Annotated in this window: 12 protein-coding genes and 1 riboswitch; of the genes, 3 read left to right on the top strand and 9 right to left on the bottom strand. The window is 56.0% G+C overall.

Annotation, left to right across the window (positions count from 1 at the left end; translation table 11 throughout):
* The first annotated feature begins 121 nt into the window (after nucleotides 1-121).
* Entirely contained in the window at nucleotides 122-883 is a 762-nt protein-coding gene (locus tag WH277_RS25420; protein ID WP_133842323.1) for a DedA family protein, read from the top strand.
* Here the strand turns inward: WH277_RS25420 and thiQ are convergent.
* From thiQ to sgrR, 4 genes are all read right to left on the bottom strand, one after another.
* The gene (thiQ, locus tag WH277_RS25425) at nucleotides 860-1,576 is read right to left on the bottom strand and encodes a thiamine ABC transporter ATP-binding protein ThiQ (RefSeq protein ID WP_227535080.1); all 717 of its coding nucleotides are present in this window, start codon (nucleotides 1,574-1,576) and stop codon (nucleotides 860-862) included. The two genes, WH277_RS25420 and thiQ, sit on opposite strands and share 24 nt — an antisense overlap.
* Nucleotides 1,560-3,170, bottom strand: coding sequence for a thiamine/thiamine pyrophosphate ABC transporter permease ThiP (gene thiP / locus WH277_RS25430; RefSeq protein WP_159336883.1), 1,611 nt, complete (start codon nucleotides 3,168-3,170; stop codon nucleotides 1,560-1,562). The genes thiQ and thiP overlap by 17 nt, the downstream gene beginning before the upstream one ends.
* Nucleotides 3,146-4,132, bottom strand: coding sequence for a thiamine ABC transporter substrate binding subunit (gene thiB, locus WH277_RS25435; RefSeq protein WP_133842320.1), 987 nt, complete (start codon nucleotides 4,130-4,132; stop codon nucleotides 3,146-3,148). Before thiB ends, thiP begins: the two co-directional genes overlap by 25 nt.
* 35 nt (nucleotides 4,133-4,167) lie before the next feature.
* Nucleotides 4,168-4,316: riboswitch (TPP riboswitch) on the bottom strand.
* Nucleotides 4,317-4,351: 35 nt separating this feature from the next.
* Nucleotides 4,352-6,013 carry an HTH-type transcriptional regulator SgrR gene (gene sgrR, locus WH277_RS25440; protein WP_159336884.1) on the bottom strand — a complete coding sequence of 554 codons (1,662 nt, stop codon included), beginning with the start codon at nucleotides 6,011-6,013 and terminating at the stop codon, nucleotides 4,352-4,354.
* Between the two features lie 244 nt (nucleotides 6,014-6,257).
* Between sgrR and WH277_RS25445 the strand changes: the two genes are divergently transcribed.
* Nucleotides 6,258-7,442: an MFS transporter gene (locus WH277_RS25445; RefSeq protein WP_133842318.1), complete on the top strand. Its 1,185-nt coding sequence runs from the start codon at nucleotides 6,258-6,260 to the stop codon at nucleotides 7,440-7,442.
* A gap of 72 nt (nucleotides 7,443-7,514) precedes the next feature.
* Here WH277_RS25445 and leuD read toward each other — a convergent pair whose 3' ends face one another.
* From leuD to leuL, 5 genes are all read right to left on the bottom strand, one after another.
* On the bottom strand, nucleotides 7,515-8,120 hold the full coding sequence (gene leuD, locus WH277_RS25450) for a 3-isopropylmalate dehydratase small subunit (RefSeq protein ID WP_133842317.1): 606 nt from the start codon (nucleotides 8,118-8,120) through the stop codon (nucleotides 7,515-7,517).
* A gap of 9 nt (nucleotides 8,121-8,129) precedes the next feature.
* Nucleotides 8,130-9,527 (bottom strand): 3-isopropylmalate dehydratase large subunit, encoded by a 1,398-nt coding sequence (gene leuC, locus WH277_RS25455; protein WP_133842316.1) that lies wholly within the window; start codon nucleotides 9,525-9,527, stop codon nucleotides 8,130-8,132.
* A 4-nt stretch (nucleotides 9,528-9,531) separates the two neighbouring features.
* Nucleotides 9,532-10,620 (bottom strand): 3-isopropylmalate dehydrogenase, encoded by a 1,089-nt coding sequence (gene leuB, locus WH277_RS25460; RefSeq protein ID WP_133842315.1) that lies wholly within the window; start codon nucleotides 10,618-10,620, stop codon nucleotides 9,532-9,534.
* Between the two features lies 1 nt (nucleotide 10,621).
* Nucleotides 10,622-12,190: a 2-isopropylmalate synthase gene (leuA, locus tag WH277_RS25465; protein ID WP_133842314.1), complete on the bottom strand. Its 1,569-nt coding sequence runs from the start codon at nucleotides 12,188-12,190 to the stop codon at nucleotides 10,622-10,624.
* Between the two features lie 94 nt (nucleotides 12,191-12,284).
* Nucleotides 12,285-12,383, bottom strand: a complete 99-nt coding sequence (leuL, locus tag WH277_RS28815; RefSeq protein ID WP_197931253.1) for a leu operon leader peptide — start codon at nucleotides 12,381-12,383, stop codon at nucleotides 12,285-12,287.
* A gap of 458 nt (nucleotides 12,384-12,841) precedes the next feature.
* Between leuL and ilvB the strand changes: the two genes are divergently transcribed.
* The coding region (ilvB, locus tag WH277_RS25470; RefSeq protein WP_339507318.1) for a biosynthetic-type acetolactate synthase large subunit at nucleotides 12,842-14,232 on the top strand (1,391 nt) is incomplete at its 3' end.

The following is a 14,232-nucleotide window of genomic DNA, read 5'->3' on the forward strand; positions in this document are numbered from 1 at the left end:
CAGTGTTCATCTCCTGAATCCAGACCTTTACTCCGTTGCTACGTTCCCATACAAAACAGACCTTGACGCTTTCCTGCCGCCTCTGGACAATCCGGGGTTCTGCTCATTTTTTTGGAATGTTATGGAAGCCTGGCTGCAACATTTAATCACCCAATCTTTGGCCTGGTCACTGCTGGCCGTTGGGCTGGTGACTTTTTTTGAATCGCTGGCGCTGGTCGGGTTGCTGTTACCGGGTACGGTATTGATGGCGTCATTTGGCGCACTGATCGGCAGCGGGCAGATTGGGCTGTATCCTGCCTGGGCCGTTGGCACATTGGGTTGTCTGCTGGGCGACTGGATTTCCTATTTTATTGGCTGGCAGTTCAAAGGGCCGCTGCACCGCTGGTCGTTTATTAAAAAACACCAGAAGCTGATGGATAAAACGGAGCACGCGCTGCATGAGCACAGCATGTTTACCATCATCGTTGGCCGCTTTGTGGGGCCAACACGCCCGCTCATCCCGCTGGTCGCCGGAATGCTTGAACTGCCAGTCCGCAAGTTTATTCCCCCGAATATCATCGGCTGCATTCTGTGGCCGCCGCTTTACTTATTGCCGGGGATCCTCGCCGGGGTGGCGATTGATGTGCCAAAGGATGCCAGCAGCGGCCTCTTTAAGTGGCTGCTGTTAGGCGTTGCGATACTGGTATGGCTGGGCTGCTGGCTGGGTTGGCGCTGGCTGCGTTCCAGGAAGCAGAACGACTGGGCTACGTCGTATCTGCCTCTGACGCGTCTGCGCTGGCTGGCGCCGCTGATGATAGTGCTGGCGGTGGTGAGCTTTACGGCGATCCAGTTCCATCCAATGATGCCGATTTTCCGTCACTTATTGTGGGATGTGTTCTTCTAAGGCGATGCCCAATATCGCCGCTTCTGGCACTGCACCGCGCTGTAACTGCGCGGTGCTGCCATCCCAGTAAACCCGCCCATCAACAATCAGCAGGCTACGCGGCGCAATGTGCGCGGCGTCTTCAATACTGTGCGACACCATCAGCAGGGTGATATTGCGTTCGGTACAGACGTCATCCACCAGGCCTAACATCTCTTTACGCAGCGCCGGATCCAGCGCTGAGAAGGGTTCGTCCAGCAGCAGGATCGGCTGCTGACGCACCAGACAACGGGCGAGTGCCGCACGCTGGCGCTGACCGCCTGAAAGCTGATGGGGCAGACGCTGTAAGTGGTCCGTCAGACCGACGCGCTGGGCGATATTCTGTAACTCATGCTTCTGCTGGTGGTTAAGCTTCAGGCCTGGGTGCAGCCCCAGCCCAATGTTTTGCGCCACGGTCAGGTGTGGGAACAGGTTATTCTCCTGAAACAGCATCGATACCGGGCGTTGGGCTGGCGCGCTGTCGCGATGTTCGCTGCCGTTCAGCTGTAATTCACCACTTTTCACCGGTAAAAATCCGGCGATCAGGCTCAGTAAGGTGCTTTTTCCCGCCCCGCTTGGGCCGAGGATCGCCAGGCGTTCACCCGCCTGTACGCTGAAGGTAAAGCGCATTGGCAGGTGGTGATACAGATAAGTCAGATTAGTCAGGTTTAACATGGCGCCCCGGCAGTTTTTCAATCAGGGTAAACAGCAGGAAACAGAGCAACAGCAGCAACAGGGCGGTGACCGCACCGTCGCTGCTGCGATACGAGCCTATCTGCTGATAAAGGTAAAAGGGCAGTGTGCGGAAGTTTTCATTACCGAACAGCGCCACTACGCCAAAATCACCAATCGACAACACGCAGGCAAAGGCCAGCGCCTGTGCCAGTGGGCGTTTCAGCGCGCGCAGTTCAATCAGCCGCAGGCGGTTCCAGCCACGAATATCCAGCGACAGACACAGCAGGCTATAGCGCCCGGCAATATCGCGCAGCGGGTTTTCCAGCACTTTCATCGCGTAGGGAACGGCCATCAGTGCGTTGGTGGCGATCACCATCCCTTCCGCTGACTCGGGCAGCCCGATGGTCTGGTTGAGCAACAGGAAAAAGCCGGTTGCCAGCACAATCCCAGGCATCGCGAGGATCAGCATACCGCTCATTTCCAGCGTTTGTCCCCATAACGGGCGCTGACGCAGGCGCAGCTCACGACTGCTCCACAGCAGCATCATCGTCAGAACCACGCTGAGTATTCCCGCTCCCAGTGCAATGCGCACAGAGGTTAACATTGCCTGCCACAGCGCAGACTGATGCAGTACCGTGCTGAACCCCTGATTCAACCCGTCGATCACCACGGCCAGCAGCGGTGGCAGGATCAGCAGTAATACGGCGGCAATCAGCAACAAATCCAGTATGCGAGCACGGCAGCTATCCTGCGGATTGCGCCAGCCGCCCAGGCTGTCGCTGCCCGCTGGGATCGCTTTACTCAGACGCTGGCTTAGCATAACCAGCCCCAGGCAGCACAGCATCTGTAACAGCGCCAGCAGGGCTGCGCGCCCGGGATCGTAGTCGAAACTCAATGCCTGGAAGATCGCCAGCTCAATGGTGGTCGCCTGCGGACCGCCGCCCAGCGACAGTACGGTGGCAAAGCTGGCAAAGCACAGCATAAAGATCAGCGCTGCGGCGGGCAGGATCTGGCGCCGCAGCCATGGCCATTCGACAATACGAAAATGTGCCCAGCCACTCAGGCCTAGCTGTGCAGCGATCTGCCGCTGTTCGCCGGGGATCTGCTGCAGTGCCTGCAGCAGCAGGCGGGTGGCCAGTGGCAGGTTGAAAAAGACGTGGGCCAGCAGGATACCTTGCAGGCCGTAAGGCGAGAAGGTGTAGTCAACGCCAAGCAGGGCGCACAGCTGCGCCAGCCAGCCGCTGCGACCATATACGCTGAGAATACCAAATACCGCCACCAGTACCGGTAACACCAGCGTCATGGCACACAGCCGCAGCAGCGTGCTGCGGCCAGGGAAGCGGCGGCGGTAAAGGGCCCGGGCCAGAGGAATGGCGGGCAACACCGAGAGCAGCGCGGACAGCAGTGCCTGCCAGAAGGAGAAGCGCAGCACGTGCCACAGATAGCTATCCTGCCAGAGGCCGCGCCAGTCGGTGGTGGGCGCATTCTGCCAAAGGGCAAAAAACGCCAACGAGGCCACGCTGACCAGCAGCATCGCAGCCAGCACGCCGGGCACTAACCAGCCGGGAATTAGCGGCTGACGGCGCGTTGCCATGCACTAATCCAGTTGCTGCGCTGTGTTGCCACGTCCTGTGGGCTGTATTGCAGTGAGGTCGTGGGGACGGTCAGGGTATTGAAGCCCGCCGGTAGCGTCGTGCTGATTGCCGGGTACATCCAGTTGCCGGTGGCGATGGTGTCCTGGAACGCTGGAGTCATCACAAACTGCATAAACTGCTGCGCCAGCTTCGGTTGCTTGCTGGACTTCAACTGACCGGCGACTTCCACCTGTAAATAGTGCCCTTCGCTGAAGTTGGCGGCGGCGTACTGATCTTTCTTCTCTTCAATCAGATGATAAGCGGGAGAGGTGGTGTAGCTGAGCACCATATCGCTTTCGCCCTTGAGGAACAGGCCATACGCCTCGCTCCAGCCTTTAGTGACGGTCACCGTTTTCTTTGCCAGCTTCTGCCAGGCTTCCGGGCTTTTATCGCCAAACACCTGCTGCATCCACAACAGCAGGCCAAGGCCCGGGGTGCTGGTGCGCGGATCTTCGTAGATCACCTTCAGGGGACGATCGCTCTCGACCAATTCTTTCAGGCTTTTCGGCGGGTTCTGTAGCTTGGTTTTGTCATAGACAAAAGCAAACCAGCCGTAGTCATAAGGGACAAACGTCGTGTTCTTCCAGCCGCCGGGGACGGTACTGTGGGACGTATCGGTGTTTGAGGCGGCGAACAGCCCGGTTTTTTCTGCGGCATCCAGCAGGTTGTTATCCAGGCCCAGCACTACATCCGCTTTGCTGTTTTTGCCTTCCATGCGCAGCCGGTTTAACAGCGAGACGCCATCTTCAAGGGCCACGAATGTCAGTTCACAGTGACACTGTGCTTCAAAGGCTTTCTTAATGGCTGGACCCGGTCCCCATTCGGCAGAGAAGGAGTCGTAGGTGTAAACCGTCAGGGTTTCTTTGGCCGCGAGGGCAGGCAGGGAAAACAGCACCAGCAGAGGTAAATATTTTTTCAACACTTTGCGTTCCTTGAAGGTATGCGCAAAGGATCTGAGTCAGTGACACTCTCAAATCCCTACGCCGGTATGATCCGGGTCAGGTTCGACGGGTTTTATCTCAGCGAAAACGTGCTGCGCAGGCATTGATCTGGCGTCGGGCAGTGAACCGGCGTCGGCTTATGTTTTCGCACCCCGTTGAGAACGGCTCATTCTAGTGGTTTCGTCTTTGTTACGAAAGCGTCATGATTCGGGGGGAGCGAACCAGGCAGATTTAAAGTCGAACCAGCCCAGCGTGTTCATGCGTACACCGCGCATACTGCGCTGTCCATGCAGCAGGAGCCAGTGGTGGAACAGCGGATGGAGGAAGTTGCTGTCGATCAACTGCTTGCTCCAGTCGGCCAGCGAGAGTTTCTGCTCGCGCCAGAGTCGGGCATCGCTTTCCCAGTCAGTCGGCACACAGTGGTGCATCAGCGGGATCTCATACAGCAGGGCAAACAGAGAGAACTCCAGCGGCAGGGTAAAGTTGGCGCTGCCCAGCCAGATATCGCTTTTAGCCTCGCCGCGATACCAGCTTTCATAATCAATTTCCTGAGTGATCAGCTCAACGCCGTGTGCGGCAAGGATCGGTCCGAGCGCGTTGGCAATGCCCTGGTGTTCAATATGATCGCTGTACCAGGTGATGGTCAGTGAGGTTAGCCCGGCGGGTTTCTCTGCAATGGCCATATCGCGGCGATGATGCCAGCGTGGCAGCAGGCCGTAGGCCGGGAACCAGTAGCGCTGGTAGGCAATACCGCTGTGGTTCAGCAGGGCGATAGGGTTGAAAATGGTGCTGATCCAGCGGCGCAGCTGTTCGTTACATCCGTGCTCAGAACGCTGATCAAACATCAGGAAATAGCAGCCCTCTTCCAGTCGGCTCTCTTCGGATTTTTCATCAGTGTTTTCGCTTTGCAGTTTGACACCGGAGTAGACCAGTTCGTCGCTGATCTCCGGCAGCACCCAGATATTGACCTCATCAATCAATGCGCGATAACCAAAGTAGTCATCAAAGGCGGCAATGCGCAGCTGGCTGTGTTGGTTGCGTTCCACCTCGTAGGCGCCGGTGCCCACCGGCTGACGGGCAAAATTACGCATATGCGGCCACTCTTTCGGCAGGATCATGGCGCTGACACTGCCCAGCAGCCAGGGTAGCCAGTTATCCTGCTGGCTGAGATGAATATCCAGCGTCCAGGGCGTGTGGCATTCAATACGTTCGAGGTGGCTGAACAGCGGTTGCTCTTGTAAGCGTACGAGCGTGGCAATGACGTCCTCAACCTCCAGTTCACGGCCATGATGGAAGTGGATGGCCGGGCGCAGAAAGAAGCGCCAGTGCAGCGGGGCGATCTGTTGCCAGTGATGGGCAATATCCGGCTCGATTTCCCCGTTTTCCTCATTTATCCGTGCCAGCCCGTTGAAGATTTGCCGCGCAAGATGCGTTTCCGAGCGGCGCAGCGGCGTCCCGGGCAGCAGATTCAGTAACGGACGGTAGTAGAGCACGCGCAGAATATGTTTACCCTGGCGGAAACTGCGGCCTAAATGGGAGAGCAGCATCTGACGTACGCGGTTTTTATCCCCCACCAGTTGCACCAGTTGGTCGATGCGGTCCTGTTCCAGTAAGTCCTCTGCCCGTTGTTGCTGTAACGCCAGCCCGGTATAACGGAAAGTGAGGCGTGAACGCTTGCCGCGTCCTGCCTCAGCCTGCCACTCCAGCCAGCCCTGATCCTGCATGGCATTCAGCAGGTTACGCATATGACGCCGGGAACAGCTAAGCTGTACCGCCAGATCGCTGAGCGTGGTTTCCTGTGGCTGGCCGTCGCAACATTGCCAGAGCCGGATAAATTGCTGCTGTAAACGGGGTGAGGACATAAAAGAGGAACCCTGTGTTAAAAGCTGTCTGTTTTTCCTGCCTTATATTACGGCGATAATGGCAACAGATGAAAGAGCGGGAGGCATTCTTCGGAATGGCGTTCAATCATTCACAGTGGCGTAAGCCCTGATTCTGAGTATGGTGCTTTTCACCAGCCAGCGGTAAGCCGCTGGCTTTTTTCGTCGGTTTTCTTCTAAGCTCTGAGTCTGTTCACTCTTATTTCAGCCAGTCGAGGCATCCGTCATGACATCGCTCCAACGCCGTCGTATTCATCCGGTCTATCTGGCTTTTATGGCGGTTTCTTTCATGGTTGGGATTGCCGGTGCGTTGCAGGCCCCCACTCTTAGCCTGTTTCTGAGCCGTGAAGTGGCGGTGCGCCCCTTCTGGGTTGGGCTGTTTTATACGGTGAATGCGGTGGCGGGGATCGTGGTCAGTCTGCTGCTGGCAAAACGCTCGGACAGTCGTGGTGACCGACGTATGCTGATCCTGTTTTGCTGCGTGATGGCGATAGGTAACGCGTTGTTATTCGCCTTCAATCGTCATTATCTGACGTTAATTACCGCCGGGGTCTTCTTGTCTGCGGTCGCCAGCGTGGCGATGCCGCAAATTTTTGCGTTGGCACGCGAATATGCTGACAGCTCTGCCCGTGAAGCGGTGATGTTTAGTTCAGTGATGCGCGCCCAGTTATCACTGGCGTGGGTAATTGGCCCGCCGCTCTCTTTTGCTATTGCGCTGAACTACGGTTTTACCACCATGTTTCTCGTCGCTGCGCTGCTGTTCGTGGTTTGTGTGGCATTAATCTGGTTTACCCTGCCGTCGGTGCCGCGCGTGCAGGCTGCGACAGCAGATGTGCCCATCACCGACGTCAGCGGCTGGAAGAGCCGCGATGTGCGTATGCTGTTTATCGGATCGGTCCTGATGTGGACCTGTAACACGATGTATATCATTGATATGCCGTTGTATATCAGTAGCGTGCTGGGAATGCCGGATACGCTGGCCGGTCTGTTGATGGGGACGGCGGCAGGGCTGGAGATCCCGGTGATGCTGCTGGCAGGGCACTACGTGAAACGCTTTGGTAAGCGTAATATGATGTTGCTGGCGGTGGCCTGCGGGGCGTTGTTTTATCTTGGTCTGGTGCTGTTCCAGAGTCGCACCGCACTGATGATATTGCAGCTGTTTAATGCGGTGTATATCGGCATTATTGCCGGGATTGGCATGATCTGGTTCCAGGACTTGATGCCGTCGCGGCCTGGTGCGGCCACCACGCTGTTTACCAACAGTATCTCAACCGGGGTGATCCTGGCGGGTGTGGTGCAGGGGGCGCTGGCGGAGACGTTCGGCCATCACTCGGTGTACTGGGTGGCGTTACTGCTGGCGCTGGTGGCGTTTGCGCTGTCGTGGCGGGTCAGAGAACAGCGCGTGGTATAAATACGGGCCGCGCATGCCTGGCTCGTACAGAGGTTCCAGGGGCTGACCTTCTTTTTCGGTCAGCCCGCAATATCAACGCAAAAACGCGTGCTGTTTTTGCTCGTACGCGGTGATATCGGCGTCGTGTTGTAAGGTCAGGCCAATCGCATCAAGCCCGTTAATCAGGCAGTGACGGCGGAAGCTGTCGATCTCAAACGGGTAGGTTTTATCCCCGGCCCGCACTTGCTGATTTTCCAGATCAACCGTGAAGCGAATGCCCGGTTCCGCTGCCACTAACTGGAACATCTCGTCGACTTCCGCTTCGCTCAGCGTCACCAGTAGCAGCTGGTTATTGAATGAGTTGTTAGCAAAGATATCGGCAAAACCGGAACCGACAATGGCCTGAATTCCGTAATCCGTCAGCGCCCAGGGGGCGTGTTCGCGTGAGGAACCACAGCCAAAATTTTCCCGCGTCAGCATGATGCTGGCCCCGCTAAACTCAGGCTTATTCAGCACGAATTCCGGGTTGGAAATTTGCCCTTCGGGGTCGGTATAACGCCAGTCATAAAAAAGGTTGCGGCCGAAACCGGTGCGCGTCACCATCTGCAAAAACTGCTTAGGGATAATCGCATCGGTATCAACGTTAGCCGCATCCAGCGGCACCACGATACCGCTGTGCTGCGTGAATTTTTTCGCCATAACAGTTCCTTAAATCAGCTCGCGGATATCAGCAAAGTGACCAGCGACCGCCGCTGCGGCGGCCATGGCCGGGCTGACCAGATGGGTACGTCCGCCACGGCCCTGACGACCTTCAAAGTTGCGGTTGCTGGTGGAGGCACAGCGTTCTCCGGGGCTGAGGCGATCGTTATTCATCGCCAGGCACATAGAACAGCCCGGTAAACGCCATTCAAAGCCCGCATCGATAAAGATCTTATCCAGACCTTCTTCTTCTGCCTGCGCTTTCACCGGGCCAGAACCCGGCACCACGTAGCCCTGCACACCCTGAGCAATCTTATGCCCTTTCACCACGGCTGCGGCCGCGCGTAAATCTTCAATGCGCGAGTTAGTGCAGGAGCCGATAAACACTTTATCCACCGGCACGTCGGTCAGACGGATACCGGGTTTCAGGTCCATATAGGCCAGCGCTTTTTCTGCCGAGGCACGTTCCACTGGATCGCTGAACGAAGCCGGATCGGGAATCGGGTCACTGACGGCAATCACCTGACCGGGGTTGGTTCCCCAGGTGACCTGCGGCGCTATATCTGCTGCATCCAGCGTGACCACTTTGTCGAAGTGCGCGCCTTCATCAGTTTTCAGCGTACGCCAGTAGTCGACGGCCTGCTGCCAGGCGGCATCTTTAGGGGCAAAACGGCGGCCATTGACGTAGTTAAAGGTGGTGTCATCGGGCGCAATCAGCCCGGCTTTGGCACCCAGTTCAATCGCCATATTGCACAGGGTCATACGCCCTTCCATGCTCAGCGCTTCGACAGCTGCACCGCAGAACTCCACAACGTGACCGTTGCCGCCACCGCTGCCGGTTTTACCGATAATGGCCAGCGCGATATCTTTTGCAGTAATCCCTGGCGCAGTCTGACCGCGTACCTCAACCTTCATGGTTTTCGCCCGTGACTGTTTCAGCGTTTGCGTTGCCAGTACGTGCTCCACTTCGGAGGTGCCGATGCCAAAGGCCAGCGCACCGAGTGCACCGTGGGTTGAGGTGTGGGAATCACCGCAAACAATGGTCATGCCAGGCAGTGATAATCCCTGCTCTGGCCCCATCACATGCACAATGCCCTGGAATTGATGGCTGAGGTCAAACAGCTGGACGCCAAAGGCCTCACAGTTTTTGATCAACATCGACATCTGAATCCGTGCCATCTCGCCGCTGGCATTGATGTCACGCGACTGAGTGGAGACGTTGTGATCCATCGTGGCAAAGGTTTTTGACGGCTGGCGCACCGGGCGACCGTGTGCGCGCAGACCGTCAAAGGCCTGCGCTGACGTCACCTCATGGACAAGGTGACGGTCGATATAGATCAGCGGCGTTTCATTGGGTGCTTCGTGCACGACATGCGCATCAAACAGCTTCTCGTACAGTGTTTTCATATTTTTATGCTTCGCGAATAAACCGGGCAATCACGCTGCCCATTTCATCGGTGCCGATCGCCTTGCCGCTGCCTGCCAGATCGCCGGTGCGGAAACCTTCTTCCAGCGCACGGTTAATGGCCTGCTCAATCGCATCAGCGGCATCGGCCGCATTCAGGCTGTAGCGCAGCAGCAGGGCCAGCGACAGGATCTGCGCCACCGGGTTAGCAATATTTTTACCGGCAATATCCGGGGCGGAGCCACCGGCCGGTTCAAACAGACCAAAGCCTTTTTCGTTCAGGCTGGCTGACGGCAGCATGCCCATCGAGCCAGTGATCATGGCACATTCATCGGACAGGATGTCACCGAACAGGTTAGAACACAGCATCACGTCAAACTGTGACGGCGCCTTGATCAGCTGCATGGTGGCATTGTCGATATACATATGGCTTAACTCGACGTCCGGGTAGTCCTGTGCGACTTCATTCACAATCTGACGCCAGAGAATCGAGGATTGCAGCACATTGGCTTTATCAATCGAGGTGACTTTGTTACGGCGTTTACGCGCGGATTCAAAGGCGATACGCGCAATGCGTTCGATTTCGAAACGGTGATACACCTCGGTGTCGAAAGCGCGTTCATGCATACCGCTGCCTTCGCGGCCTTTCGGCTGGCCGAAGTAAATCCCACCGGTCAGTTCACGGACCACCAGGATATCAAACCCCTGATCGGCAATATCACGGCGCAACGGGCAGAAATCTTCCAGCCCCTGATACAGGCTGGCCGGACGCAGGTTACTGAACAGCTGGAAATGTTTGCGCAGTGGCAACAGGGCGCCGCGCTCAGGCTGCTCGGTCGGTGGAAGGTGTTCCCATTTTGGGCCACCAACAGAACCGAACAGAATAGCGTCAGCCTGCTCACAGCCTTTGACGGTGCCCTCAGGCAAGGGTACGCCGTGGCGGTCAATGGCGATACCGCCAACGTCATACTCGCTGGTGGAGATACGCAGATCAAAACGCTGGCGAATAGCGTCCAGGACTTTACTGGCCTGTGCCATCACTTCCGGGCCGATGCCATCACCGGGTAACACTGCGATATGGTAAGTGCGGGACATGTTATACGGCTTCCTTTTGGTCTTTGATCTGAGACTTACGCTGTAATTCCTGTTCAACCTGACGTGCGCGCCAGATAGTGTTCAGTGCGTTGACCATCGCTTTAGCCGAGGATTCGACGATATCCGTCGCCAGGCCTACGCCGTGGAATTTGCGGCCGTTGTACTGCACCACGATATCCACCTGACCCAGGGCATCTTTACCGTGACCTTGAGCGGTCAGCTGATAGTTGATCAGCTCGGTATCGAAGCTGGTAATGCGGTTAATCGCCTGATACACCGCATCCACCGGGCCGTTTCCGGTCGCCGCTTCAGTCTTCTGTTCTTCACCGCAGCCCAGTTGCACGGTAGCGGTCGCAATCACGCTGGAGCCGGACTGCACGTTGAAGGTATCCAGCGTGAAGTATTCTGGCTCTTCAGATTGTTTGTTGATAAAAGCCAGTGCTTCCAGGTCATAATCGAACACCTGGCCTTTTTTATCGGCCAGCGCCTTAAATGCGTCGTACAGCGTATCCATATTGTATTCGCTGTCGGTGTAACCCATTTCTTCCATGCGGTGCTTCACGGCAGCACGGCCGGAACGTGAGGTCAGGTTTAACTGCACCTGTTTCAGACCGATGGATTCTGGTGTCAGGATTTCGTAGTTTTCGCGATTTTTCAGCACGCCATCCTGGTGGATACCGGAAGAGTGAGCGAAAGCATTGGAGCCGATAATCGCTTTGTGGGCAGGGATAGGCATGTTGCAGATTTTGCTGACGGTCTGGCAGGTACGGTAGATCTCCTGATGATTAATCCGCGTCTGAACGTTCATCAATTGTCCGCGGGTTTTAATCGCCATAATCACTTCTTCCAGCGCACAGTTACCTGCGCGCTCACCCAGGCCATTCATCGCCCCTTCAATCTGACGGGCGCCCGCGTTAACGGCGGCCAGCGCATTACCTACCGCCATCCCCAGGTCGTCGTGGGTATGAACAGACAGAATGGCTTTATCAATATTCGGCACACGATCGCGTAATGCGCTAAAGATGTTGGCATATTCGTACGGCAGCGTGTAACCCACGGTATCAGGGATGTTGATGGTGGTGGCACCGGCATTAATTGCCGCTTCCACTACGCGGCACAGGTCATCAATGGGGGTGCGTCCGCCATCCTCGCACGAGAACTCCACGTCGTCCGTATAGTTACGTGCGCGTTTCACCATTTTGACTGCACGCTCAATCACTTCTGGCAGCGTGCTGCGCAGCTTGGTGGCGATATGCATCGGCGAGGTGGCGAGGAAGGTGTGAATACGGTAGGCATCTGCAACACGCAGCGCTTCATAGGCCGCGTCGATATCTTTTTCTACACAGCGTGCCAGGCCACAGACCCGGCTATTTTTAATCTGGCGGGCGATGGTCTGGACGGATTCAAAATCACCAGGAGACGACACCGGGAAACCGACCTCCATCACGTCAACGCCCATACGTTCGAGTGCCAGGGCAATTTGCAGTTTTTCTTTCACACTCAGGCTGGCCTGTAATGCCTGTTCGCCATCGCGCAGAGTGGTATCGAAAATAATGACTTGGTCGCTCATGGAATAGTTCCTTGTCTGGTTTACGTCGCCTGCTGCTGCGAGCATAAAAAAACCCGCGCATCGGCGCGGGTTTCTTAGGTTTTACAGGCCTGAATCAGTGATTGATTCCGCCCACCAGTCTACCGCGCAAAGAGGATGCGTTTAGTAGTAGACCGAGTAGGCGGTGAGTGCGGATCATTGATTCAAACCTCATTAAATTCTGGCAGTGACTTTATTGATACCTGATAAAGACCGGGGCTGTCAACCTTCAATAACAATCCTCAAAGCGTGGGAATTATTTGGCGCGCCGGGCATTAAAGGCCACAAAGTTTTAATAACAAAACGATCACAATGCATATTTCTTCGTCGCAGAATAATCCGCTTTTAGAACGGGAAATCGTCAGTGTAATTGTCGATGGCAGGGGCAGGCGGGCAGAGCCTTAATTATCACTTTCCGCACATGTCGTAAGGTTTGCCGTTTGCCTGCCAACTTTTCTACGGTTATGGTATTTGCCATAACCTCAAAAAACTGGGGCTTCGCCCTGTACCTGGATTTTGGAAATGACTTCCACTATCTGAGCATAAAAAAAACAGGTTTTGACCTTATCTGCCGTCCGGTGACGTTATGCTGTCCGTGCAAGATAAATCAGCACCTTAAGCCTGGAGGCAAAAATGGAGATGTTGTCAGGAGCCGAGATGGTGGTCCGATCGTTAATCGATCAGGGCGTAAAACATGTATTCGGCTATCCCGGCGGAGCGGTCCTCGATATCTATGACGCTCTGCAAACCGTTGGTGGCGTGGATCATATCCTTGTCCGTCACGAGCAGGGTGCTGTGCATATGGCCGACGGCTACGCACGTGCAACCGGTGATGTGGGTGTGGTGCTGGTGACCTCAGGACCGGGTGCAACCAATGCGATTACCGGTATTGCTACCGCTTATATGGACTCCATCCCGATGGTCGTGCTATCCGGCCAGGTCATGTCTTCCCTGATCGGCTACGACGCCTTCCAGGAGTGCGACATGGTGGGTATTTCCCGCCCGGTGGTCAAACACAGCTTTATGGTGAAACGGGTAGAAGATATCCCGACCATTATGAAGAAAGCATTCTGGCTGGCGGCCAGCGGTCGTCCCGGACCGGTGGTGGTTGATCTGCCTAAAGATATGATGAGCCCGGCGAATAAGCTGCCGTATGTCTGGCCTGATGAAGTCAGCATGCGTTCGTACAATCCGACGACTCAGGGCCACAAAGGCCAGATTAAACGCGCGCTGCAAACTCTGCTGGCCGCGAAAAAGCCGGTAATCTATGCCGGCGGTGGCGTGATTAATGCCGTTTGTCATGACGAACTACGCCAGCTGGCTGAAACGCTGAATATCCCGGTGACCACTTCACTGATGGGCCTGGGTGCATTCCCTGGCACGCACCGCCAGTGTGTGGGCATGCTCGGTATGCATGGCACCTATGAAGCCAATATGACGATGCACAACGCCGATGTGATCTTCGCAGTCGGTGTGCGTTTTGATGACCGTACCACCAACAATCTGGCGAAATATTGCCCGAATGCCACGGTGCTGCATATCGATATCGATCCGACGTCGATATCGAAAACGGTTGCAGCGGATGTGCCAATCGTGGGTGATGCCAAACTGGTTCTACAACAGATGCTGGAACTGCTGGCACAGAGCGATGTGCAGCAGAATTACGACAGCGTACGCGACTGGTGGCAGAGCATCGATCAATGGCGTTCACGTCAGTGCCTCGAGTTTGACCGTACCAGCGATAAGATCAAGCCGCAGGCGGTGATCGAAACCATCTATCGCCTGACAAATGGCGATGCTTACGTCACTTCCGACGTGGGTCAGCACCAGATGTTTGCTGCGCTCTATTATCAGTTTGATAAACCACGCCGCTGGATCAACTCCGGTGGCCTGGGCACGATGGGCTTTGGCCTGCCGGCTGCACTGGGCGTGAAGCTGGCTCTGCCTCAGGAAACCGTCGTGTGTGTCACTGGCGATGGCAGTATTCAGATGAATATCCAGGAGCTGTCTACCGCGTTGCAGTA

The organism is Erwinia sp. MYb416, assembly GCF_037479575.1.
Taxonomy (GTDB): Bacteria; Pseudomonadota; Gammaproteobacteria; order Enterobacterales; family Enterobacteriaceae; genus Erwinia; species Erwinia rhapontici.